Source organism: Microbacterium sp. SZ1 (genome assembly GCF_002362255.1).
GTDB lineage: Bacteria > Actinomycetota > Actinomycetes > Actinomycetales > Microbacteriaceae > Microbacterium.
In genome coordinates this window covers 363,990-386,429 of sequence record NZ_LPVV01000038.1, presented here as the reverse complement: position 1 = coordinate 386,429, position 22,440 = coordinate 363,990, and the positions used below count along the sequence as shown (strand labels likewise).

General features: G+C 68.9%; 19 protein-coding genes. 14 read left to right on the top strand and 5 right to left on the bottom strand.

Translation table 11 applies throughout. The features are described 5' to 3' along the window. Window positions 1–72: 72 nt before the first annotated feature. From AUC47_RS13595 to AUC47_RS13585, 3 genes are all read left to right on the top strand, one after another. Window positions 73–558 carry an FHA domain-containing protein gene (locus AUC47_RS13595; protein WP_096715691.1) on the top strand — a complete coding sequence of 162 codons (486 nt, stop codon included), beginning with the start codon at window positions 73–75 and terminating at the stop codon, window positions 556–558. Beyond that, window positions 558–1,241 carry a transcriptional regulator FtsR gene (gene ftsR / locus AUC47_RS13590; protein WP_096715690.1) on the top strand — a complete coding sequence of 228 codons (684 nt, stop codon included), beginning with the start codon at window positions 558–560 and terminating at the stop codon, window positions 1,239–1,241. The genes AUC47_RS13595 and ftsR overlap by 1 nt, the downstream gene beginning before the upstream one ends. A 99-nt stretch (window positions 1,242–1,340) precedes the next feature. Further along, window positions 1,341–1,886, top strand: a complete 546-nt coding sequence (locus tag AUC47_RS13585) for a MerR family transcriptional regulator (RefSeq protein ID WP_096715689.1) — start codon at window positions 1,341–1,343, stop codon at window positions 1,884–1,886. A gap of 87 nt (window positions 1,887–1,973) precedes the next feature. Here AUC47_RS13585 and AUC47_RS13580 read toward each other — a convergent pair whose 3' ends face one another. Then, window positions 1,974–2,786 carry a ParA family protein gene (locus AUC47_RS13580; protein ID WP_096715767.1) on the bottom strand — a complete coding sequence of 271 codons (813 nt, stop codon included), beginning with the start codon at window positions 2,784–2,786 and terminating at the stop codon, window positions 1,974–1,976. A gap of 93 nt (window positions 2,787–2,879) precedes the next feature. On the opposite strand from AUC47_RS13580, the gene AUC47_RS13575 reads away from it, so the two are divergent. From AUC47_RS13575 to def, 3 genes are all read left to right on the top strand, one after another. Continuing rightward, window positions 2,880–6,287 (top strand): pyruvate carboxylase, encoded by a 3,408-nt coding sequence (locus AUC47_RS13575; RefSeq protein WP_096715688.1) that lies wholly within the window; start codon window positions 2,880–2,882, stop codon window positions 6,285–6,287. A 67-nt stretch (window positions 6,288–6,354) separates the two neighbouring features. Beyond that, the gene (locus AUC47_RS16950; RefSeq protein ID WP_256999581.1) at window positions 6,355–8,244 is read left to right on the top strand and encodes a MinD/ParA family ATP-binding protein; all 1,890 of its coding nucleotides are present in this window, start codon (window positions 6,355–6,357) and stop codon (window positions 8,242–8,244) included. After that, window positions 8,244–8,735: a peptide deformylase gene (gene def / locus AUC47_RS13565; protein ID WP_096715687.1), complete on the top strand. Its 492-nt coding sequence runs from the start codon at window positions 8,244–8,246 to the stop codon at window positions 8,733–8,735. The genes AUC47_RS16950 and def overlap by 1 nt, the downstream gene beginning before the upstream one ends. Window positions 8,736–8,834: 99 nt before the next feature. Here def and AUC47_RS13560 read toward each other — a convergent pair whose 3' ends face one another. Beyond that, window positions 8,835–10,667, bottom strand: coding sequence for an AMP-dependent synthetase/ligase (locus AUC47_RS13560; protein ID WP_096715686.1), 1,833 nt, complete (start codon window positions 10,665–10,667; stop codon window positions 8,835–8,837). 151 nt (window positions 10,668–10,818) lie between these two features. On the opposite strand from AUC47_RS13560, the gene AUC47_RS13555 reads away from it, so the two are divergent. Both AUC47_RS13555 and AUC47_RS13550 read left to right on the top strand, forming a co-directional pair. Next, the gene (locus AUC47_RS13555) at window positions 10,819–11,517 is read left to right on the top strand and encodes a lysophospholipid acyltransferase family protein (protein WP_096715685.1); all 699 of its coding nucleotides are present in this window, start codon (window positions 10,819–10,821) and stop codon (window positions 11,515–11,517) included. Between the two features lie 38 nt (window positions 11,518–11,555). Continuing rightward, window positions 11,556–12,896, top strand: a complete 1,341-nt coding sequence (locus tag AUC47_RS13550) for a class II 3-deoxy-7-phosphoheptulonate synthase (protein WP_096715684.1) — start codon at window positions 11,556–11,558, stop codon at window positions 12,894–12,896. 76 nt (window positions 12,897–12,972) lie between these two features. On the opposite strand, the gene pknB is transcribed toward AUC47_RS13550, so the two are convergent. Both pknB and AUC47_RS13540 read right to left on the bottom strand, forming a co-directional pair. Then, on the bottom strand, window positions 12,973–14,919 hold the full coding sequence (pknB, locus tag AUC47_RS13545; protein ID WP_096715683.1) for a Stk1 family PASTA domain-containing Ser/Thr kinase: 1,947 nt from the start codon (window positions 14,917–14,919) through the stop codon (window positions 12,973–12,975). A gap of 79 nt (window positions 14,920–14,998) precedes the next feature. Further along, window positions 14,999–16,183 (bottom strand): muramidase family protein, encoded by a 1,185-nt coding sequence (locus AUC47_RS13540; protein WP_256999580.1) that lies wholly within the window; start codon window positions 16,181–16,183, stop codon window positions 14,999–15,001. A gap of 196 nt (window positions 16,184–16,379) precedes the next feature. Here AUC47_RS13540 and AUC47_RS13535 point away from each other — a divergent pair, with 196 nt between their 5' ends. Beyond that, on the top strand, window positions 16,380–16,685 hold the full coding sequence (locus tag AUC47_RS13535) for an Rv2175c family DNA-binding protein (RefSeq protein ID WP_096715765.1): 306 nt from the start codon (window positions 16,380–16,382) through the stop codon (window positions 16,683–16,685). 36 nt (window positions 16,686–16,721) lie between these two features. Here the strand turns inward: AUC47_RS13535 and AUC47_RS13530 are convergent, their stop codons facing one another. Continuing rightward, a complete protein-coding gene (locus AUC47_RS13530; protein WP_256999579.1) occupies window positions 16,722–17,810 on the bottom strand; it encodes a polyprenyl synthetase family protein in 1,089 nt (362 codons plus the stop codon). A gap of 97 nt (window positions 17,811–17,907) precedes the next feature. Between AUC47_RS13530 and AUC47_RS13525 the strand changes: the two genes are divergently transcribed. The 5 genes from AUC47_RS13525 to AUC47_RS13505 all read left to right on the top strand — a co-directional run bounded on the left by AUC47_RS13525 (window position 17,908) and on the right by AUC47_RS13505 (window position 22,417). Beyond that, complete coding sequence (locus tag AUC47_RS13525; RefSeq protein ID WP_096715680.1) at window positions 17,908–18,282, top strand: DUF3040 domain-containing protein; 375 nt, start codon at window positions 17,908–17,910, stop codon at window positions 18,280–18,282. A 264-nt stretch (window positions 18,283–18,546) separates the two neighbouring features. Further along, window positions 18,547–18,978 (top strand): division/cell wall cluster transcriptional repressor MraZ, encoded by a 432-nt coding sequence (gene mraZ, locus AUC47_RS13520; RefSeq protein WP_067120554.1) that lies wholly within the window; start codon window positions 18,547–18,549, stop codon window positions 18,976–18,978. Window positions 18,979–19,093: 115 nt separating this feature from the next. Continuing rightward, window positions 19,094–20,029, top strand: a complete 936-nt coding sequence (rsmH, locus tag AUC47_RS13515) for a 16S rRNA (cytosine(1402)-N(4))-methyltransferase RsmH (RefSeq protein ID WP_096715679.1) — start codon at window positions 19,094–19,096, stop codon at window positions 20,027–20,029. Beyond that, entirely contained in the window at window positions 20,026–20,598 is a 573-nt protein-coding gene (locus AUC47_RS13510; protein ID WP_096715678.1) for a hypothetical protein, read from the top strand. The genes rsmH and AUC47_RS13510 overlap by 4 nt, the downstream gene beginning before the upstream one ends. A gap of 31 nt (window positions 20,599–20,629) precedes the next feature. Beyond that, window positions 20,630–22,417, top strand: coding sequence for a peptidoglycan D,D-transpeptidase FtsI family protein (locus tag AUC47_RS13505; RefSeq protein ID WP_096715677.1), 1,788 nt, complete (start codon window positions 20,630–20,632; stop codon window positions 22,415–22,417). Window positions 22,418–22,440: the final 23 nt, after the last annotated feature.

Genomic DNA, 22,440 nt, shown 5'->3' with positions numbered 1-22,440 from the left:
GACGGCTGAGTGGCGCTCGGCCCTCCCGCGAGCGCCCGGCGATCAGTTAGTCTGGACGACGAGGAGGGCACAGTGACAGACAGCGACAGCCGACCGGCCCACGACGCCGCGATCCACCGTTCCGGCGAGCAGCGGCACGACGTGACGCAGACGTTCGGGCACGATTCAGACCTCTCGTTCGTGCCGTTCGGCGTGGAGTTGACCGACGTCGAGCAGAGCGCCATCGCAGCCCTCCCCGCGGGCTCGGCACTCCTCCTCGTCCGCTCCGGTGCTCTCGCCGGAGCCCGATACCTCCTCGACACCGACGTCACCACGGTCGGGCGTCACCCCGAGGCCGACATCTTCTTCGACGACGTGACGGTGTCGCGTCGTCACGCCGAGATCACCCGCAACGGGTCGACCTTCGAGATCATCGACCAGCGGTCGCTCAACGGCACGTATGTCAACGGCGAGCGGGTCGACCGCAGTGTCCTGGTCGACGGCTCGGAGCTGCGCGTCGGCAAGTTCCGGTTGAACTTCTTCGTCTCCCCGGTCGATCGCCCAGCGGCGAACGCCTGATGGCGGCGTCCCCCGCCCGTGAACGCTCGGCGTCCGCGGGCCTTCTGAGCATCGGTCAGGTGCTCGCCAGGCTCACGCCGGAGTTCCCCGATCTCACGTCGAGCAAGCTGCGCTTCCTCGAAGTCCAGGGCATCGTCACCCCGTCTCGGACCGAATCGGGGTACCGCAAGTTCTCGCAGGCCGACATCGAGCGTCTTCGGCTTGGCCTCACGCTCCAGCGCGACCACTACCTCCCGCTCAGCGTGATCCGCGAGCAGCTCGACGAGGCGCAGGCCGGCGGGGATGCCGCGCTGAGCGCCCCTCCGTCGATCGCCCCCACCCCGCGGCGGTACCGCCGCGACGAGCTGCTGTCCGCCGCAGGAGCGGGCCCGCAGCTGCTCAACGATGCGATCAGCACAGGCGTCGTCACGGCACAGGAGACCTATCCCGAGTCGACGGTGTCGCTGCTGCGCGGCCTCGTCGCTCTCGACCGGCACGGCATCGAACCGCGTCACCTCCGCTCGCTGCGACAGAGCGCCGACCGCGAGGTGGCGCTCATCGAGTCGGCACTGTCTGCGCTGCTGCGCCGGACCGATGCCGCCTCCCGCGGCAAAGCGGGGGAGATGGCGCCGAGTCTCGCCGCCAAGATCGACGAGGTGCGCTCGCACTTCGTGAAGGAAGCGATCGCGAAACTGCTTTCGTAACGAACTGATTGCGACACGCCTTCGGGGTGGCGCGGATGTCGTTGCCGCTGCCGAGGGCCTGCTCTACCGTGGAGGTAACGGCTCCAGAGAGGAATTCAGATGAATGCGGACGAGCGTGCAGACGACCCGCGGTTCGTGACCGAACTCCTCTTCACCGACGGTCTGCCGGCGATGGACGACGAGGTCGGCTACCGCGGTGCGGTCGCCGCCCGAGCCGCAGGCATCACCTACCGTCAGCTCGACTACTGGGCCCGCACCGAGCTCGTCGAGCCCACCGTGCGGGGCGCGAGCGGCTCCGGCTCTCAGCGTCTCTACGGGTTCCGCGACATCCTGGTTCTCAAGCTCGTGAAGAGCCTGCTCGACACCGGCATCTCCCTGCAGCAGATCCGGACGGCCGTCGACGAACTGCGCCGAGCGGGCATCCGCGATCTCGCCGGGACCACGCTGATGAGCGACGGCGCGTCCGTCTACCTGTGCACGTCGAATGACGAGGTGATCGACCTCGTGAGCCGCGGCCAGGGAGTCTTCGGAATCGCCGTCGGCAAGGTGCTGCGCGAGGTGGAGTCGACGCTGGTCGAGTTCGACCCGACCGCGCCGGATCCCGTCGACGAGCTCAGCGCCCGTCGCGCCAAGCGCTCCGCCTGAGTCGCTTCGAACTGCAGCGACAAACGGAGAACGCCCGCTCGATGAGCGGGCGTTTCGCGTGTGTGCCGGCCTCCTGGCCGCTGCGGATCAGGCCTGCGCGCCGGACTCCGAGACGGGGATGCGACCGGTGCGGATGATGCGGTCGAGCAGCGAGTCGAAATCGGCGGCGAGCTCCTGAGCGGAGTCTCCGGGCCAGATGTGCAGGGGCTTCGCCGCGCCCTGTGCCTGCTGCAGCGATGTGCGCTCCGGCAGCTGGGGCGAGAGGACGAGCGGGCCGAACATGTCGCGCAGCTCCTTGATGCGGAACTGGTGCTCGATGGACTGGGGTCGCACCCGGTTCACGACGATGCCGAGCGGCTGGAGACGAGGGGAGAGGCCGCGGCGGATCTCCTCGATCGCCCGCAGGGCGCGGTCGGCCGCGGCGACGGAGAACAGCCCCGGCTCCGTGACGACCATGACGCGGTCGCTGGCGGCCCATGCCGTGCGGGTGAGGGCGTTCAACGACGGCGCGCAGTCGATGAGCACGAGGTCGTAATCGGCCTCGACGGCGGCGAGCGCCTCTTCGAGCTTCCAGACATCGCGGACGCTCGGGTGGGGGCCGTCGAAGTTGATGGCCGAGGGGCTGCCGATGAGCACGTCGATGGTGCCGGGGTGCACCTTGGCCCAGCCGCTGGAGGTGATCGCCTGACGGACCACCTTTTCCTTGGGGTTGGCGAGGACGTCGGCGATGTTGAGCCGACCGGCCACCTGAATGTCCATTCCGGTGGACACATCCGACTGGGGGTCGAGGTCGACGACGAGAGTGCGGACACCGCGGGCGAAGGCCGCTGAGGCCAGTCCGAGTGTCACGGTCGTCTTGCCGACGCCTCCTTTGAGAGAGCTGACGCTGAGTACGTGCACGGACTCCACGTTACCTTCCCCTAGGCTGGGTGCACACTCAGCCCCGCCCCATGCGCGCCCATCACGTCGCGCATCGAGCTCTCAGAGGTGTGCATGTTCCAGAAGATCCTGGTGGCGAACCGCGGCGAGATCGCGATCCGTGCCTTCCGTGCAGCAGTCGAGGTCGGAGCGAGGACGGTGGCCGTCTTCCCGCACGAGGACCGGGGCTCGGTCCACAGGCTGAAGGCCGACGAGGCCTACGAGATCGGCGAGCGAGGGCATCCGGTCAGGGCGTACCTCGACGTCGACGAGATCATCCGGGTTGCCAAGGAGGCGGGCGCCGATGCCGTCTACCCCGGTTACGGCTTCCTGTCGGAGAACCCCGACCTCGCCGAGAAGGCCGCGGCGAACGGGATCGCGTTCATCGGCCCGCCTGCGTCGGTGCTCGAGATGGCCGGCAACAAGGTGGAGGCCAAGCGGCACGCGGTCGAGGCCGGCGTGCCCGTGCTCCGGTCGACCGAGGCGTCGGACGACGTCGACGTGCTTGTCGCGCAGGCCGAGGAGATCGGGTTCCCCCTCTTCGCGAAGGCGGTCGCCGGCGGCGGCGGCCGCGGCATGCGGCGCGTGGAGGCCGCTGCAGAGCTCGCTCCCGCACTCTCCGAGGCGATGCGGGAGGCGCAGAGCGCGTTCGGCGACCCGCGCATGTTCCTCGAGCAGGCCGTGGTGCGGCCGCGGCACATCGAAGTGCAGATCCTCGCCGACAAGACCGGCGAGACCGTCCATCTGTTCGAGCGCGACTGCTCTGTGCAGCGACGCCACCAGAAGGTCGTAGAGATCGCGCCGGCCCCCAACCTCGACGACGACGTGCGTGCCGCCCTGCACGGTTACGCGGTCGCCTTCGCCCGGTCGATCGGGTACGAGAACGCCGGCACCGTGGAGTTCCTGCTGGAGACAGCGGGGGAGCGAGCCGGCGAGGTCGTCTTCATCGAGATGAACCCCCGCATCCAGGTCGAGCACACGGTCACCGAAGAGGTGACCGACGTCGACCTCGTGCAGAGCCAGATGCGCATCGCGGCCGGTCAGACCCTCGCCGACCTCGGCCTGCAGCAGCAGGACCTCCGCTTGCGCGGTGCCGCGCTGCAGTGCCGGATCACGACGGAGGACCCCACGCAGGGCTTCCGACCCGACACGGGGAAGATCACCACCTACCGCTCGCCGGGCGGCGCCGGCATCCGCCTCGACGGGGGCACGGTGCACCAGGGCGCGCAGATCAGCCCGCACTTCGACTCGATGCTCGCGAAGCTGACCTGCCGCGGACGGGATTTCCCCGCAGCGGTCGCCAGGGCGCGTCGAGCTCTCGCCGAGTTCCGCATCCGAGGAGTCTCGACGAACATCCCCTTCCTCCAGGCTCTGCTCGACGACGACGCGTTCGTCGCGGGAGATGTCAGCACGTCGTTCATCGACGAGCGTCCGGAGCTGCTGCGCGGCCGAGCCTCGAAGGACCGCGGCACGAAGATCCTGAACTGGCTCGTCGACGTCACGGTCAACAAGCCGCACGGCGCGCATCCCGGCGTGATCGATCCGCGTGCCAAGCTCCCGACGATCGACCTCTCGGCTGAGCCGGTCGCCGGTTCCCGGCAGCGACTGCTCGAGCTCGGTCCCGAGGGATTCGCGCGCGGTCTGCGCGAGCAGAGCGCTCTCGCGATCACCGACACGACGTTCCGGGATGCGCACCAGTCGTTGCTCGCCACCCGGGTCCGCACCCGCGACCTGGCCGCCGCCGCACCCTACCTGGCGCGCCTGACTCCCGGACTCCTCTCCGTCGAGGCCTGGGGAGGGGCGACCTACGACGTCGCGCTGCGGTTCCTCGGTGAAGACCCATGGGAACGCCTCGACAGACTCCGGGCCGCGCTGCCGAACATCGCCATCCAGATGCTGCTGCGAGGGCGCAACACGGTCGGGTACACGCCGTACCCGGCAGCCGTCACCGACGCGTTCGTGCAGGAGGCCGCCGCGAGCGGCATCGACATCTTCCGCATCTTCGACGCGCTGAACGATGTCGGTCAGATGCGTCCGGCGATCGACGCCGTGCGCAGCACGGGCACGGCCGTGGCGGAGGTCGCGCTGTGCTACACGGGGGACCTGCTGAACCCCGCCGAGAACCTCTACACGCTCGACTACTACCTGCGCCTCGCCGAGCAGATCGTCGACGCCGGTGCGCACGTCATCGCCATCAAGGACATGGCAGGGCTCCTCCGGCCGGCGGCCGCAGCGAGGCTCGTCACGGCGTTGCGCGAGCGCTTCGACCAGCCCGTGCACCTGCACACCCACGACACTCCCGGCGGACAGCTCGCCACGCTGCTCGCCGCGAGCGCCGCGGGAGTGGATGCCGTCGACGCGGCATCCGCTCCGCTCTCCGGCACCACGAGTCAGCCGTCGCTGTCGTCACTCGTCGCGGCCCTCGCCCACACCGAGCGGGACAGCGGCATCGATCTCGCGGGGGTCTCGGACCTCGAGCCGTACTGGGAGGCGGTGCGGCGCCAGTACGCGCCCTTCGAGTCCGGCCTCCCCGGACCCACGGGGCGCGTATACCACCACGAGATCCCGGGCGGTCAGCTCTCGAACCTCCGCCAGCAGGCCAAGGCGCTCGGCCTCGCCGACGATTTCGAGCTCATCGAGGAGATGTACGCGGCTGCCGACCGCATCCTCGGCCGGGTGCCGAAGGTGACTCCGTCGTCGAAGGTGGTCGGTGATCTCGCCCTGCACCTCGCCGCCGTGAAGGCCGACCCGGCGGACTTCGAGGCGAACCCCGAGAAGTACGACGTGCCCCACTCGGTCGTCGGTTTCATGGCGGGTGAGCTCGGCGATCTGCCGGGCGGATGGCCCGAGCCGTTCCGCTCGAAGGTGCTGGCCGGCCGCTCGATCCGCGCCGGTGTCACCGACATCTCCGCGGACGACGAGCGCGCTCTCTCCGGGAAGAGCGCGGAGCGGCGTGAACGTCTCAACACGCTGCTCTTCCCCGCTCCGACCCGCGAGTTCATGCAGGTTCGCGAGCAGTTCGGCGATCTCTCGGTGCTCGACACCGGCGACTACCTGTACGGCCTCGTCCAAGGGCAGGAGCACCTGGTCGAGATCGACCGCGGGGTGCAGCTGTACGTCGGCCTCGAAGCGATCGGAGACGCCGACGAACGCGGCATCCGCACGGTCATGACGACGCTCAACGGTCAGCTGCGCCCGGTGTTCGTGCGCGACCGATCCGTGGCGGTCGACGCGCACGAGGTCGAGAAGGCCGACACCTCGGTACCAGGTCAGGTGGCTGCTCCGTTCTCCGGTGTCGTCACGCTCAAGACCGAGGTCGGAGCATCGGTGTCGGCGGGGGAACCGGTCGCGTCGATCGAGGCGATGAAGATGGAGGCGGCCATCACCGCCCCCGTCTCGGGCGTCGTGGAGCGCCTCGCCATCGGAGAGACGCAGCAGGTCGACGCGGGAGACCTTTTGGTCGTCATCCGTCCTGCGCACTAATCTTGTGCGGGCGAGGGCCGCGCTCGCTGCAGCGCTCCCGAGGCCCGACCGAGCTTGGAGTGACGACGTGACCCCGAAGAACGTGGCAGAGCCGCCGGACGACGAATCCCGCGGTGTGCTCGACGACGCCGCATCCCTGGACACCACGGGGATCGGCATCCTCGGACACACCGCTCAGGTGAGCGTCCAGCTGCCGAAGGACGAGGACGACGCACTGGAGGACGACGGCGTCGTCGAGGGCGAGGTCGTCGCCGAGCTCATCGTCGACGAGCCTGTCGCCGCCGCGAAGGCGGCTGCCGAGATCTCCGAGGTGTCGCTCTCGACGCCGATGATCATCGAGCTGCCCGCGGAGCGGGCGGACGCGAAGCCGGACCTGGCGGAGGCGGCCGACGTTCCGAAGGCCGAGGCCGACTCCGAGAGGGCGGACGAGGAACTCTCCGTCGTCGACACCGACGAGGCGATCATCGAGCAGGAGCCCTCCGTCGAACCGGAGGCCGATGGCGAGAGTGACGGGCTCGACGACGAGATCATCGAGCCCGGCCCCGTCGCGGAGTCCGATGAGGTCGTGAAGCCCGACGAGGCTGCGGATGTCGAGGACGCACCCGAGTCGCCGGAGCCGGAGACGATCGTCGAGCGCGAGCCGGCAGCCGAGACCGTGCCGGAGGAGGTCGCGGCATCCGACCGTGCCGACGACGGGCTCCCGGAGCACAGGGAGCCCGAGCACACGGAGCCCGAGCACACGGACCCCGAGGATGCCGCGCCCGCGCTGCCTGCCTCGGCATCCGAGCCGGACCATGAGGCGGAGGCGGCCGCGGCGGCGGCGTTCATCGCACGCGCTCGTGCCGATCTCGACACCCGCTCGCGCACCCGCGCGAGCGGCGTCGTGCGACCGAAGGAGGATGCCGTGGTGGAGCAGCCCGAGACACCGGTGCCGACGCGTCACGCGGCCCGTGCGTCGAGATCCGATGTGCAGCTGACGGCGAAGCGCCTCGACGACCTGAGCGATACCTCGCGCGAGAGCGCCGACCTGCTCACGGCCGACCGACTGCTCGATCCGCACCGCGTCACGAAGCCCGAGCCCGAGGGCGCGTGGAGTCACTTCCTGTACACGATCTCCGGGCGACGCATCAACATCGGCGACGGTCGACGCGCGCGCGAGCGCAAGGCGCTCACGACGCGCATCGCAGCACCGCTCGCGGGCGGGGCGCGATTCGTGCCCGTGTTGTCGCGCAAGGGCGGTGTGGGCAAGACGACTCTGACGACGCTGCTCGGCATGGCGCTTGCCGATGCCAGGGACGACCGGGTGATAGCGGTGGACGCCAATCCCGACCGCGGCACCCTGGCCGACCGCGTGGTGCGCCCGCAGCACAACCGCTCCGTGCGCGACCTCGTGCGCATCCACGACGACATCAAGGGGTATCACGACATCTCCGCGGTCGTCTCCCGCGACGCCACGCGCCTCGACGTGCTCGCCTCGGACTCCGACCCTCGCATCGCAGAGGCCTTCAGCGACAGCGATTACCGCGACGTCGCCGAGGTCGCAGCGCACTACTACTCGCTCGTGCTCACCGACACGGGCACGGGGATCGTGCACTCGGTGATGGCGGCGACGCTCGACCTCGCCGATCAATTCGTCATCGTGTCCGGGCTCAGCGTCGACGAGGCGCGGCTCGCGTCCGAGACCCTGACCTGGCTCGAGACCAACGGCTACGCGGAGCAGGCGAGGGATGCCGTCGTCGTGCTCAACCAGTCGCACCCCGGCGCTCCGCTGGTGCGTCTGGACGAGCTCGAGAACCACTTCCGCACGCGGGCGAAGCATGTCGTGCGGATGCCGTACGACGCGCAGATCGCGGGCGGAGGTCCGATCGTGTTCGCCAACCTGCAACCCGAGACGAGGAGGGCGGCGCGGGAGATCGCGGCGCTGCTCGTCGAGGGGCTCCGAGCGAAGGCCGCCTGATGACGGTCCGTGAGATCAGGGTGTTCGGCGATCCGGTGCTCCGCACGATGTGCGCCCCGATCGAGGAGATCGACGACGGCGTGCGTGCACTCGTCGCCGATCTCGTCGACACCGTCGAGCTGCCGGGGCGAGCCGGTGTCGCCGCGCCGCAGATCGGCGTCGCGCTGCGCGCGTTCAGCTACAACATCGACGGCGACATCGGGTACGTGATCAATCCCGTGCTCACCGAGGTCCGCGGCGAGCCGGTGCCGACGGGGGAGGGCTGCCTGTCGGTCCCGGGTCTCTGGCACGACGCACTGCGCCACCCCTGGGCGCGGGTCGAGGGGATCGACCTCGACGGCAAGCCGGTGGTGCTCGAGGGCGAGGGGCTGCTCGCCCAGGCCCTGCAGCACGAGACCGACCACCTCGATGGCAAGCTCTACCTCTCCCGGCTCGACGCCGAGACCCGCAAGCGCGCGATGCGCGAGGTGCGCGAGAGCTCGTGGTTCTGACCCTCCGGCCCTCGTCGAGCCACCCCGTCACGGACGAACCCGCCCTCTGCGATCGGTACGCAGAGGGCGGGTTCGAGCCATAAGGGGTGGCTCGGCGGATCAGCCGCCGATCGCGACGTTGGTGGTCGACACCGGTTCGTCGTAGATCGCGGCGATCTCGTCGGCGAAGTCGTTCATGATCACGTTGCGCTTGATCGAGAGCTTCGGCGTGAGGTGGCCCGAGGCTTCCGTCCACTCGCTCTCGAGAATCGTGAACTTGCGGATCGACTCCGCGCGCGAGACACGGGTGTTCGCGGCATCCACCGCACTCTGCACCTCGGCGCGGACCGCCGCGTTCTTCGCAGCCTCGGCGAGGGACATGTCCTTGTCGAGCCCGTTGTTGGCGAGCCAGGTCGGCAGCATCTCGGGGTCGAGGGTGACGAGCGCCGAGATGAACGGGCGCTGATCGCCGACGACGACGACCTGGCCGATGATCGGGTTCGCGCGGATCGGATCCTCGAGCGCGGCGGGGGCGACGTTCTTGCCGCCGGCCGTCACGATGATCTCCTTCTTCCGGCCGGTGATGGTGAGGAACCCCTCGGAATCGAAGCTGCCGATGTCGCCGGTGCGGAACCAGCCGCCGTCGCTGAAGGCCTCGGCCGTGGCCTCGGGGTTGTTCCAGTACTCGCGGAAGACGTTGATGCCGCGCACCTCGATCTCGCCGTCGTCGGCGAGACGCACGCCGACGCCGGGCAGGGCGGGGCCGACCGTGCCGATCTTCGACTTGTCGGCCAGGTTCACGGTCGCCGGAGCGGTGGTCTCGGTGAGACCGTATCCCTCGAGGATCACGACTCCGAGACTGTGGAAGAAATGGCCGAGGCGCGAGCCGAGCGGTGCGGACCCGGACACGGCGTACACGACCCGGCCGCCCATGGCCTCGCGCAGCTTGCCGTAGACGAGCTTGTTGAACAGGGCGAATTTCAGACGCATGCCGAAGGGAATGCTCTTGCCCTGCTCCAGCAGCTTCGAGTGCTCGATCGCGACGTCGGCGGCGGCGCGGAAGATCTTGCCCTTGCCCCCGGCCTCGGCCTTCTGCTCGGCGGAGTTGTAGACCTTCTCGAAGACACGCGGAACCGCGAGGAGGAACGTCGGCTTGAACGAGCCGAGCGCCGGGAGCAGCTGACGCGTGTCGGGCTGGTGCCCGGTGCGAACACCCGCGTGCACGTTGAGGATCGAGATGAACCGCGCGAAGACATGCGCGGTCGTGATGAACAGCAGGGTGGACGACCCGGGCGTCTGCACGACCTCGTCGAGAGCCTTGGCGGAGTTGCGGGCGAGCTCGACGAAGTTGCTGTGGGTGAGGACGCACCCCTTCGGGCGACCGGTGGAGCCCGAGGTGTAGATGAGGGTCGCGATGTCGGAGCCGACGGCGATGCTGCGCAGCCGCTCGATCTCCTCGTCGGCGACGGACGCGCCCTGCGCGGTGAGCGTGTCGATCGCTCCCAGGTGCAGCTGCCAGACCTCGCGCAGCAGCGGCAGGTCGCCGCGCACCTCGTCGACGCGGGCGAAGTGCTCCGGCGACTCGACGAGCAGCGCGATGGCACCGGAGTCTTCGAGGATCCACTGGATCTGCGCGGGGGAGCTGGTCTCGTAGATCGGCACCATCACGGCGCCCGCGTAGAACAGGGCGAAGTCGACGAGCGACCACTCGTAGGTGGTGCGGGCGAGGAAGCCCACCTTCTCACCGGGCTGGATGCCGGCCGCGACGAAGCCCTTGGCCAGCGCGATGACCGCGGACTGGAAGTCGGAAGCAGAGATGTCGCGCCATCCGCCGTTCTCCGGGATCGCGAACAGCGGGCGATCGGGAGTGGTCTTGACGCGCTCGACCAGCAGATCTGAGATGTTCGCGTCGGGGTCGGCAGGGACGACGGCGGGGACTTCAAACTGGACCACGGCAGCTCCTTCGGTACCGGTCGGGCACGGGGTTGCTCCCGAGTCTAAGGCATGGGACCGGGTCGCATGGAGGGTGGAACTCAGTCGCCTCAACGCCGTCGCCAGAGTCCGTCGCCGACGTGACCGGCGTGCGGCGCTAGACTTCACATCGATGTTCTACTGGCTGATGAAGTACGTCGTGATCGGCCCCGTGGTCAAGGCGGTGTTCCGCCCCTGGATCGTGGGGCGCGGCAACGTGCCCCGGACCGGTGCGGCGATCCTCGCCAGCAATCATCTGTCTTTCGCGGACTCGATCTTCCTGCCCCTCATGATCGACAGGTCGATGTCGTTCCTCGCCAAGAGCGACTACTTCACCGGCCGCGGCCTCAAGGGCTGGGCGACGAAGTTCTTCATGAAGGCGACCGGCCAGATCCCGATCGACCGTTCAGGGGGCAAGGCCTCGGAGGCATCGCTCAACACCGGTCTGCAGGTACTCGGGGGAGGCGAACTCCTCGGCATCTATCCGGAGGGGACGCGCAGCCCCGACGGCAAGCTCTACCGCGGCCGCACCGGACTCGCTCGGATGGCGCTCGAGGCAAAGGTTCCCGTCATCCCGGTCATCATGGTCGACACGGACACGGCGATGCCGATCGGGCAGCGTCTGCCGCGCGTGGTGCGTGTCGGCATCGTCATCGGCGAGCCCCTCGACTTCTCGCGCTACGCGGGCATGGAGAACGACAGGTACATCCTTCGCTCCGTCACGGACGAGATCATGGTGGCCCTGCAGAGGCTCGGCGAGCAGGAGTACGACGACGTCTACGCGTCGACCGTGAAAGACCGTCTGCCGGCGCGCGTCACACGGCGCTCCTGAGGCATCTGCGCGTCGCCGCGCCCAGTAGGCTGGGAGCCATGCTCCAGCACCACATCGACGCGCTCGACGCGTGGCGTTCGCTCCCGATCAAGCAGCAGCCTCAGTGGCCCGACGCCGAGCGCGTGGCCGAGGTCTCCGCTCAGATCGCAGCGCTTCCGCCCCTGGTGTTCGCCGGCGAGGTAGACAACCTCCGCGATCGGCTCGCGCGCGCCGCCTCCGGGCAGGCCTTCCTGCTCCAGGGCGGGGACTGCGCCGAGACGTTCGCCGGCGCCACCGCCGACCAGATCCGCAACCGCATCAAGACGGTCCTGCAGATGGCGGTCGTGCTGACGTATGGCGCCTCGATGCCGATCGTCAAGATGGGTCGCATGGCCGGGCAGTTCGCCAAGCCCCGCTCCAGCGACACCGAGACGCGTGGTGACGTCACTCTGCCCGCGTACCGAGGCGACATCGTCAACGGCTACGACTTCACCGAGGGATCGCGCCAGGCCGACCCGGGCCGGCTGCTCCAGGGCTACCACACGGCTGCGTCGACCCTGAACCTGATCCGTGCCTTCACGCAGGGTGGATTCGCCGACCTCCGCGAGGTGCACTCGTGGAACAAGGGCTTCGCGCAGAACCCGGCGAACCAGCGGTACGAGCGCATGGCTGCCGAGATCGACCGTGCCATCAAGTTCATGGAGGCGGCGGGCGCAGACTTCGACGAACTCAAGCGCGTCGAGTTCTTCACCGGCCACGAGGGCCTGCTGATGGACTACGAGCGTCCGATGACCCGGATCGACTCGCGCACCGACACCCCGTTCAACACGTCGGCTCACTTCCTCTGGATCGGTGAGCGCACCCGCGAGCTCGACGGCGCGCACGTCGACTACTTCTCGAAGATCCGCAACCCGATCGGCGTGAAGCTCGGCCCGACGACGACGCCCGAGACGGCGCTCGCACTCATCGACAAGCTCGACCCGAATCGTGAGCCCGGCCGGCTGACCTTCATCACGCGTATGGGTGCGGGCAAGATCCGCGACGCGCTGCCGCCGCTGCTCGAGGCCGTCCGTGAATCAGGGGCTCAGCCGCTCTGGGTCACCGACCCCATGCACGGCAACGGCATCACGACCCCGACCGGCTACAAGACGCGCCGATTCGACGACGTGGTCGACGAGGTGCGCGGCTTCTTCGAGGCGCACCGTGCGGTGGGCACCTTCCCCGGCGGCATCCACGTCGAGCTCACAGGCGACGACGTCACCGAGTGCCTCGGCGGTTCCGAGCAGATCGATGAGGCTGCACTGGCCACTCGCTACGAGAGCCTCTGCGATCCGCGTCTCAACCACATGCAGTCGCTCGAGCTGGCGTTCCTCGTGGCCGAGGAGCTCGAGAAGCGCTGACGACGGCATCGACACGACGAAGGCCCTCCCCGAATCGGGGAGGGCCTTCGTGGTCTGCGATGACGACGGATGCCGCTCAGCCGCTGAGCTGGATGGAGAGCTTGACCGTTCCCCCGCGGGGGAGCTGCTTGTCGGCCCCCGGATCCTGCGCCGTGACCTTGGCCAGATCGGCGAACCCGGGCAGGTCGCCCCAGGCGGCATAGGTCGCCGTGAAGCCCGCGCCCTCGATGATCTGCTTGGCCTCGACCAGCGTCTTGTTCGTGACGTCCGGGACCGGGAACAGCTCGGGTCCCTTCGAGACGATCAGCTGCACGGTGTCGCCGGGACGCCAGTTGCCCTCTTCCGCGCGGTCGGACACGCCGATGACGAGGTCCTTCTGAAGCTTCTCGCTGAACGCATAGACGATCTCCGGTGAGACCTGCAGCTGCTTGTCTGTGAGCGTCGTCGTGGCCTGATCGACCGACATCCCGCTGACGTCGGGGAACTGGCCGGCAGAGACGTAGAGTTCGACGGAGTCGTCTTCGAGCAGATCGCACCCGTCGCCGCAGCCGTACACCTCGCCGCCGTCGCGCGGGGTCACGAAGGCGTTGATGACCCGCCCGGCTTCGGCGTCGGAGAAGAGGAGCAGGGGCTGCTCCGCGACGTTGACCTTGATGTCGCCGAGGTAATCGCGCGCCTCCTGCTCGGTCTTGCCGTTCAGAGCCTCCGCGGTGTGGCTGGCGGGACCGATCGAGATGTACACCGTGACCTCGGCGCCCTTGTCGAGGCGCTTGCCCTCTTCAGGGTCGGTGCGGATCGTCTGATCCCTCGCGACCTCGATCGAGTTCTCCTCACCGCGGACCGGGACGAAGCCCTCCTCGGTGAGAGCCGACGCCGCTTCGTCGTAGGTGAGTCCTGCGACATCGGGCACGGCCACGAGAGAACCGGGGCCGGAGCCGAACCACCAACCCACCCCGCCCGCGACGGTGGCGAGCAGCAGCACGAGGGTGAGGAGCAGAGCTCCACGCGCGCGGCGGCGCGAAGAGCGCCGACGCAGCAGCGTCGCGTTGTCGACGGCCTGCGGTGTCGGCGCCGTGGGGTCGGAGAGCACCATCGTGCTCGGCATGATCTTGGTGAGCTCCGCGGAATCCGCCTGGGAGCGCTGGGGAGCGGTCGCCGCCGCGACGGCGGGGGCGATACCGAGGTCGCGCTCGATATCGCGCAGACGCTCGAGCATCTGCTGAGCGTCGTCCGGTCGCTCGTCCGGCGACTTCTCGGTGGCCCACAGCACGAGCTCGTCGAGCTGCTCGGGCACGGCCGGATTGCGGACGCTCGGGCGGGGCACCGATTCCGTCGCGTGCTGGAACGCGATCTGCATGGGCTGCTCGCCCTTGTACGGCTGCTCGCCGACGAGCATCTCGTACAGCATGATTCCGAGGGCGTAGATGTCGCTGCGCGCGTCGGCCGTGCCTCGGGTGACGAGCTCGGGTGCGAGGTAAGCGATGGTGCCGAGCAGTTGCTGACCGGTCGCCGTATTGGCGGTGGTCGCGCGGGCCAGACCGAAGTCGCCGATCTTGATGCGACCGTCTTCGGCGAGAAGCACGTTCTCGGGCTTCACGTCGCGGTGCACGATGCCGGCGCGGTGCGCGGCAGACAGACCGGCGAGCACGGCGTCCATGATCGTGATCGTCTGAGGGACGGTCAGCCGTTTCTGCTCGCGGAGCAGCTCGCGCAGGGTGATGCCGGGCAGGTATTCCATGACCAGATAGGCCAGCTCCCCGTCCTGCCCCTGATCGAAGACGTTGACGACGTGCGGGTCGGCGAGGCGGGCGGCGGCTCGAGCCTCCTGGATGAAGCGGCTCTGGAACGACGAGTCGTCGCTGAGGTGCGCGTGCATGACCTTGAGGGCGATGCGACGCTCGAGACGGAGGTCGGTCGCGACGTACACGGTGGCCATGCCGCCGCGGGCGATCCGAGCGCGGACCCGGTACCGACCGTCGACAAGCCGCCCGATGAGGGGGTCGGCCTGCTGATTGGTCGTCACGTCAAGATTCTATTGAGGACTGCCTGAAAGCTCCGGGAGCGGCTCGCCCTCTGCTCCTGCACGTTTGCCCGGAACCGGCTCATCCGTACTGCGCGAGCCACTGGTAAGCCTGCGTCTCCCACTGCCCGTAGCGCTCGGGATAGGCGGAGATCTGCACGGCCTGCGCGGCATCCGTGAAGCGCATGGACTCCCAGCCGGAGATGTCGAGCAGGCCGCGGGTGGCCTGACCGTTGGGGTCGCCGCTGCCGCCGAAGAACACCCGCGTGCTGCGATCGGCGTCGAGGATCTGCTCGGGTGAGCCCCATCCGGTGCTCGGGCGCTGCTGGAAGAGGCCGAGCGAGTCACGGTCTCCCCACGAGAGGTTGCGCATGCTCGACTCGACCATCGCGGTCGCGAGTCCGATCGCGATCGCGCGATCCGAGACGCCGAGCTGTCTGCCGATGCGGATGATGAGGGCCGCGTTTCCGGCCTGCTCCGCATCGAGCGAGACGAACGACTGCGACGGAGCGCTCGGCGCCGGCGCCGGCGCCGGCGCGGGTGCTGCCGCCGGCGCCTCGCCGACGGCGATGCTCTGCCCGGGATAGATGATCGACCCCGAGGACAGGCCGTTCAGGGCGAACAGCGCAGCCGTGGTCGTGCCGTACTTCTGCGCGATGCCGAAGAGCGTGTCTCCCGCGGCCACGACATGGGTCTGCGTCGAGGCCGCAGGCGGGGGAGTCTGGGGTGCTGCGGCGGGAGCGGGTGCGGCGGCGCCGGAGACCGCCAGGGTCTGGCCGGGGTGGATGACCGAGGCGCGCGTGAGGCCGTTGGCCGCGAGCACGGCGTCGACCGTCGTCCCGTACTTCTGCGCGATGCCGAACACCGTGTCGCCGCTCACGACGACGTGCGAGGCGCCCGCGGGCGCGGTGGGGGCCGAGACCGGAGCCGCGGGGGCCGCGGCGGGCGCGCCCGAGAGGGTCAGCGACTGGCCGGGGTAGATGACCGAGCGCCAGCTGAGCCCGTTCCAGGCGAGGACGTCGACCGTGCGGAGACCGTGCTGTCGAGCGATCGACGAGACGGTGTCGCCGGGCTGCACCACATAGGTGGAGGGAGTCGTCGTCGCGGGGATGACGCCGCCGGGGCCCGCCTGCAGCCGTTCGATCGGGGCGGTCGTATCGGCCTGGGCCGGAACGACCGTGAGGGGCCCGGTGAGCGATCCGATGACCGCGGCGGGAACTCCGATCTGCAGATATCGGGCGCGACGGCGTGCCAGTGGCTGTCTCAAGGCTTCCCCCTTGTTCGGCGTCTGCCTACGCTGACACGGGTGTAGACAGAAGTCAACAAGAGTGACGTATGTGACGGATGTGATCACGGACGCTCGCATGCGATCGCCTCGCGGAGATGAGATAGTGAACAGCGTGTCTGAGCAGTCTGAGAACCACATTCCCGAGAACGGCGCCACCCCGACCGAGTGGCTGACGATGCCCGACCTGGTCGAGGTGCTCGGTGAGCCGCTCGGTCGCGTCCGACGCCTCATCGACGAGCACTACCTCATCGGATCCCGCCGCTCCGGCGTCTTCGCCGTACCGTCGGTGTTCATCGTCGACGGCCACCCGCTCTCGTCGCTTCGCGGAACCGTCATCGCGCTCCAGGACGCGGGTTTCACCGACGACGAGGTCGTCGATTGGCTCCTCGCCGATGAGGAGACTCTCGGTCGCGCGCCGATCGCCGCGCTGCTCGCCGGCCACAAGAGCGAGGTCCGTCGCATCGCGCGCACCCTCGCCTGACTCGGCGCTCGTCGCCTTGCGGCCGCGCTCGGAGGATCAGGCCGCGCGCACCGTCGCCGCGCGGGCGAGGTCGCGCAGGTCCCCGACGGCGGCGTTGTCGAGACGTGCGCCCGAGAGAGCGCGGTCGGCCTCCCTCGCGTACTCCTCGATCATCGCCTCCACCCGCTCGAGCGCTCCGGATTCGGAGATCGTCGCCTGGAGGAAGCGGATCTGCTCGGGGGTGAGCTCGGAGTCGCCCAGCAGCTCGTCGAACAGGTTGCGCGCCGACGTGTCGAGTGTCTGCCGGGTGAGCGCGACGAGAACCGTGCGCTTCCCCTCCCGGAGGTCGTCTCCGGCCGGCTTGCCGGTGACGGCCGCATCGCCGAACACCCCGAGCACGTCGTCGCGGAGCTGGAACGCCATGCCCACGGGGTGCCCGAACCGTCGCAGCGCGCGCAGCTGCTCCGCATCGGCCTCCGCCACCGCCGCGCCCAGCACGAGCGGCTGCTCGATGCTGTATCTCGCCGACTTCAGCGACACCACGCGCAGTGCGCGTTCGACGTGCGACTCAGCGGCATTCACACTCCATGCGGACTCCTCGGCGATGTCGAGGAACTGACCGACCGTGACGTCGCGCCGCATGCGCGCGTACTCTCGGCGGACGGTCGCGGCATGCGGGAGGGAGTCGACGGCCTCCTCGAAGAGGTCGTCGCTCCACGCGACGAGCAGATCGCCGAGCAGGATAGCGGACGAGCGGCCGAACGCCGCGGCGTCGCCGGTCCATCGGGCTTCGCGGTGCGACGCCTCGAGCGCACGATGCGCGGCCGGGCGTCCGCGACGCGTGTCGGAGTTGTCGATGATGTCGTCGTGCACGAGTGCGGCGGATTGGAAGATCTCCAGCGCGGCGCAGACGTCCCAGAGCGGATCGCGTTCGACCGCCCCGCGGTCGCGGTGACGAGCCACGGCCCGCCATCCCGCGTGGCAGAAGCGCGCGCGCAGCCGCTTCCCGCCGACGAGGGTCTCGGCGCCGGATTCGACGAGGGCTGCGGCATCCGGTCCATAGGTGATCGCCTCCGCACGCATCCTGTCCATGAACATCTGCAGGCGGGCGGCCACCGCATCGGGCACGGGGGAAGGGGTCGGCACGACTCCCAGCATACGTAAAGCCAATGAGAGGCCCGTTCACTAGCCCGCGGCCTCATACCGCGCGTAGAATGAGGAGACCATACCCGAGGGGGACGAAATGCCACTCTCCGAACAGGAGCAGCGTCTGCTCGACGAGATGGAGCGCCATCTCCTCCACAACGACGCCGATGTCGTGAGTGCGCCGTCAGGCGACCGAGCACTCAGCTATCGCAATCTCGTGTACGGAGCGCTTCTGCTCCTCGCCGGAGTCGGCGGGTTGATCGTGGGTGTCGTCCTCGGCGACGTGTGGGGTGTCGTGGTCGGAGTCGTCGGCTTCGCCGCCATGCTCGGCGGCGTGATGCTCGCCGTGACCCCGGTTCGACGCTCCGCCTCCTCGACGCCGACCGAGCGCGCCCCCCGGAAGGCGCGCGGATCGGCCTCCTTCATGGACCGCATGAACGATCGTTGGGATCGCCGTCAAGACGGCCGCTGACCTCTTCTCCTTCTCGAAGGCCCGGATGCTCTGAGCATCCGGGCCTTCGTCGTCTCCGGACGAGGATGAAGCGCTCCCTCCACTTTTCCTCCACCGCGCTCCACTTCGGTTGCCCCGCGTAATTCCGCGGTGTGGCGGCCGCGACTGTGCACTCCCGTGCGCTTGGGGGCCGTCATCGTCGAATTCGCCATAGGTTTGTGGAGGAAAGTGGAGTAAAGTGGGGCGCACCTCGAAGTTGGCCGGACGAAGAGGGGGTGATGGCCGATGCTGCTGGGTACGCACTCTCCGAAGCTGGACGACAAAGGGCGGGTCATCCTCCCCGCGAAGTTCCGCGAAGACCTCGGTGGCGGCATCGTCGTCACCCGTGGCCAGGAGCGCTGTCTCTACGTCTTCAGCACGGCCGAGTTCGAGGCGATGCACGAGCGGATCCGTCAGGCGCCGCTCGCGAACAAGCAGGCGCGCGACTTCATGCGCCTGTTCCTCTCCGGAGCCAGTGCGGAGATGCCCGACAGCCAGAACCGCATCACCATCCCCGCGCACCTCCGCCAGTACGCGGGCCTGCAGAAGGAGCTCATCGTCACCGGAGTCGGCGCCCACGCCGAGATCTGGGATGCCGAGAGCTGGAACGCCTACCTCGCCGCCGGCGAGGAGTCCTACGCCGACCTGGAGCAGGAGGTGATTCCGGGACTGTTCTGACCACGGCTGTGATGCCCCGCCGCTCCCGCCCCGACACACTTCCCCGGTGCCGGGTCGAGAAGCGGAGGGGGATCAGGGCCCTGGTCACCGAGACAGAGGTCACCCGAGAGAGATCATGAACCTCCGCGACATCCACACCCCGGTTCTGCTCGAGCGCTGCATCGAGCTGCTCGCCCCCGCCCTTCAGCGCGACGGGGCCATCCTGGTCGATGCCACGCTCGGTATGGGCGGCCACTCCGAGGCGCTCCTGGAGCGGTTCCCGAACATTCGGCTCGTCGGCCTCGACCGCGACACCGACGCGCTCCGCATCGCGGGCGAGCGCCTGGCGCGCTTCCGCGATCGCATCACGCTCGTCCACACCGTGTACGACGAGATCGGACTCCACGCGCAGGGAGCGTCCGGCATCCTCTTCGACCTCGGCGTCTCGTCCCTGCAGCTCGATGAGGCGGATCGCGGATTCGCGTACTCGAAGGATGCGCCGCTCGACATGCGGATGGACCAGACCAGGGGCGTGACCGCCGCCGAGGTCATCGCCACGTACAGCGAGGGAAATCTGCGCCGGATCTTCGAGCGCTACGGCGAGGAGAAGCTCGCCGGCCGCTACGCCCGGTTCATCATCGAGGCGCGTCAGCAGAAGCCCATCACCCGATCGGGAGAGCTGGTCGAGATCCTCATCGCGGCGACCCCCGCAGCGGCGCAGCGGGCCGGCCACCCCGCGAAGCGCGTCTTCCAGGCACTGCGGATCGAGGTCAACACCGAGCTCAGCGTGCTCGCAGACGCGATCCCCTCCGCCATGGACTCCCTCGCGGTGGGAGGTCGGATCGTCGTGATGTCGTATCAGTCGCTCGAAGACCGACTCGTGAAGCAGGCTTTCGCGGCGGGCGCCGCATCCACCGCGCCGAAGGGCCTCCCTGTCGAGCTGCCCGAACACGCACCCCGCTTCCGCATCATCACCCGCGGAGCGGAACTGGCCGATGACGACGAGCGGGCACGCAATCCCCGCGCGATCCCCGTACGCCTCCGGGCCGCGGAGAAGGTGCGTGACGCATGAGTCTCACCGCAGCAGCCCGAGCCCCCAGGAACGACGAGAGGGAGGCGCCGACCCGCGCGCCTCGTCGACAGCTGCAGCCGGTCACCGGAACACCGCCCCGCCGCAAGCCCAAGCTGGCGTACGCACTGGTCGCTCTCGCCGGTGCCATGGCGATCGGCGCGGCGCAGATCGGACTGTCGCTGGCCATCACGCAGGACTCCTTCCTGCTCGCCAGCCTCACCTCGCAGCAGCACGACCTCGACCTCCGCACCGACGCGCTGAAGGAGGACCTGACGGGCCTCAGCTCCCCGCAGGCGTTGGCGACGGGTGCGGCATCTCTCGGGATGGTGGTCGCAGGCACCCCGTCGTACCTCCGTCTCAGTGACGGCGCCATCTTCGGTCAGGGGACGGGCGCGGGCGGCATGTCGACGATCGACCCGAACGGCGCAGGTGCAGTCGGGAACGCGCTGCTTCAGGCTCCGGTCGCCGAGACGACGACGGAGGAAGCAGGCGACCCCGCGGCCGGACAGACGCAGCAGGAACTGCCACCCGCGATCACAGACGGCCTTCCGAGCCCCACGACGCGCTGAACCCACCACCACGATCTGACGGAGAGAGTCCATGACGACACGAGCCACCCGGACGCCGCGGCGACGCACGGTCGTCGCGCTGGCCGTGATCCTCTCGATCCTCGCCGCCTTCATCGTGCGCCTCGTCGACATCCAGATCGTCCGCGCCGACGAGCACGTGTCGCAGTCGCTCGAGTTCATCTCGCACGGCACCACGATCTACGGCGACCGCGGATCGATCGTGGACTCGGACGGCAATGTGCTGGCCGAGAGCGTGGCCGTGTACGACGCCAACGTCGACCCCAAGGTCATGAACCTGCTCGAGACCGATGAGAAGAACCCGCCGAAGATCCCGTGGGCGGAAGCCGCACAGCGGATCGCCGAGATCACGGGCGTGGACGCCGAGGCTCTCCGCACGGGAGTCGAGGCGCAGCACGCCGCGGACCCCGAGTCGCAGTGGTACCAGGTGAAAACGGGTCTCAACGCCGAGCAGTACATCCAGCTCAAGGAGCTCAAGGCGGACGGCGTGAAGTACCTGCACTTCGAGGAGCGCGAGACCCGGGTGTACCCGAACGGCGCGGTCGCCGGCAACGTCGTCGGCTTCCTCGACGGCACCGGCTCTGCGCAGGCCGGCGTCGAGAAGATGGACGACAGGTGCCTCGCGCCGACGAACGGCGAGGAGAGCTACCGCACCGGCAAGGACGGGGTCATCATCCCGGGGAGCGAGAGTCGGACGGATGCCGTGGACGGCGGCACCGTGCAGCTGACGATCAACAGCGATTTGCAGTGGTACATGCAGCAGATGATCGCGGAGGAGGCGCAGGCGCAGGGCGCCAAGGGCGGCACGGTCACGGTGGTCGAGGTCGCGACGGGCAAGATCCGCGCCGCCGCCGAGTGGCCGACCATGGACCCCAATGATCTCAACGCCTCCAGCTCGGACACCTGGGGCAGCAAGCTCTTCACCTACCCGTTCGAGCCGGGGTCGACGTTCAAGGCCGTGACCGCGGCAGCCGTCATGGAGAACGGGGGCGTCACGATGACGAGCCCGACGGTGTCGGCGTCCTCGAAGGAGAAGTTCCCGAACGGCGCCGTCATCAACGACGCGTTCGTGCACCCGACGTTCCAGTACACGCTCGCCGGCGCGCTCATCGACTCGTCGAACGTCGCGCTGTCGAAGTTCGGCACCATGGTGAGCCCTGAGGTGCGCCACGACTACCTGCAGCGCTTCGGCGTCGGCGAGACGACCGTCGGCTTCCCCGACGAGTCGTCCGGCCTCCTGCACCCCACGGACCAGTGGGACAACCAGTCGCTGTACACGACCACCTTCGGACAGTACTTCACGGTGACCGCCCCGCAGCTCGCCGGTGCCTACCAGGCGATCGCGAACGGCGGCGAGAAGATCGGCCTCTCGCTGGTCGAGTCGTGCACGGCACCGGACGGCACGGTCGTCACCCCCGACGCCCCGAGCCGTGAGCAGATCATCCAGCCGCAGACGGCGGCCGATCTCACCCGGATGCTCGAGAACGTCGCGGTGCAGGGCGGGAACGCAGAGCGCATCCAGGTTCCCGGCTACCGCGTGACCAGCAAGACCGGTACCGCGCAGATCCCGGACGGCAACGGCGGCTACAAGCAGGGCGTGTACTACACCAGCATGGTCGGCTTCGCGCCCGTCGACGACCCGCAGTACGTCGTCGTGGTGACTCTCGACGAGCCGACTAGAGTTACATCATCCGCGGCGACCGCGTCGGCTTTCCAGAAGGCGATGACGCAGACCATGAAGACGTACCGCGTGATGCCGTCCTCCACCCCGATGGACGCACTGCTTCCCAAGTTCGAATGATCGGCGCGCCTCGCGCCTGGAGA

Excerpts from the sequence above, each read along its gene's own strand:
- ftsR (WP_096715690.1), top strand. The coding sequence starts at position 558 with ATGGCGGCGTCCCCCGCCCGTGAACGCTCGGCGTCCGCGGGCCTTCTG.
- AUC47_RS13585 (WP_096715689.1), top strand. The coding sequence starts at position 1,341 with ATGAATGCGGACGAGCGTGCAGACGACCCGCGGTTCGTGACCGAACTC.
- AUC47_RS13575 (WP_096715688.1), top strand. The coding sequence starts at position 2,880 with ATGTTCCAGAAGATCCTGGTGGCGAACCGCGGCGAGATCGCGATCCGT.
- def (WP_096715687.1), top strand. The coding sequence starts at position 8,244 with ATGACGGTCCGTGAGATCAGGGTGTTCGGCGATCCGGTGCTCCGCACG.
- AUC47_RS13555 (WP_096715685.1), top strand. The coding sequence starts at position 10,819 with ATGTTCTACTGGCTGATGAAGTACGTCGTGATCGGCCCCGTGGTCAAG.
- AUC47_RS13550 (WP_096715684.1), top strand. The coding sequence starts at position 11,556 with ATGCTCCAGCACCACATCGACGCGCTCGACGCGTGGCGTTCGCTCCCG.
- AUC47_RS13535 (WP_096715765.1), top strand. The coding sequence starts at position 16,380 with ATGCCCGACCTGGTCGAGGTGCTCGGTGAGCCGCTCGGTCGCGTCCGA.
- AUC47_RS13525 (WP_096715680.1), top strand. The coding sequence starts at position 17,908 with ATGCCACTCTCCGAACAGGAGCAGCGTCTGCTCGACGAGATGGAGCGC.
- mraZ (WP_067120554.1), top strand. The coding sequence starts at position 18,547 with ATGCTGCTGGGTACGCACTCTCCGAAGCTGGACGACAAAGGGCGGGTC.
- rsmH (WP_096715679.1), top strand. The coding sequence starts at position 19,094 with ATGAACCTCCGCGACATCCACACCCCGGTTCTGCTCGAGCGCTGCATC.
- AUC47_RS13510 (WP_096715678.1), top strand. The coding sequence starts at position 20,026 with ATGAGTCTCACCGCAGCAGCCCGAGCCCCCAGGAACGACGAGAGGGAG.
- AUC47_RS13505 (WP_096715677.1), top strand. The coding sequence starts at position 20,630 with ATGACGACACGAGCCACCCGGACGCCGCGGCGACGCACGGTCGTCGCG.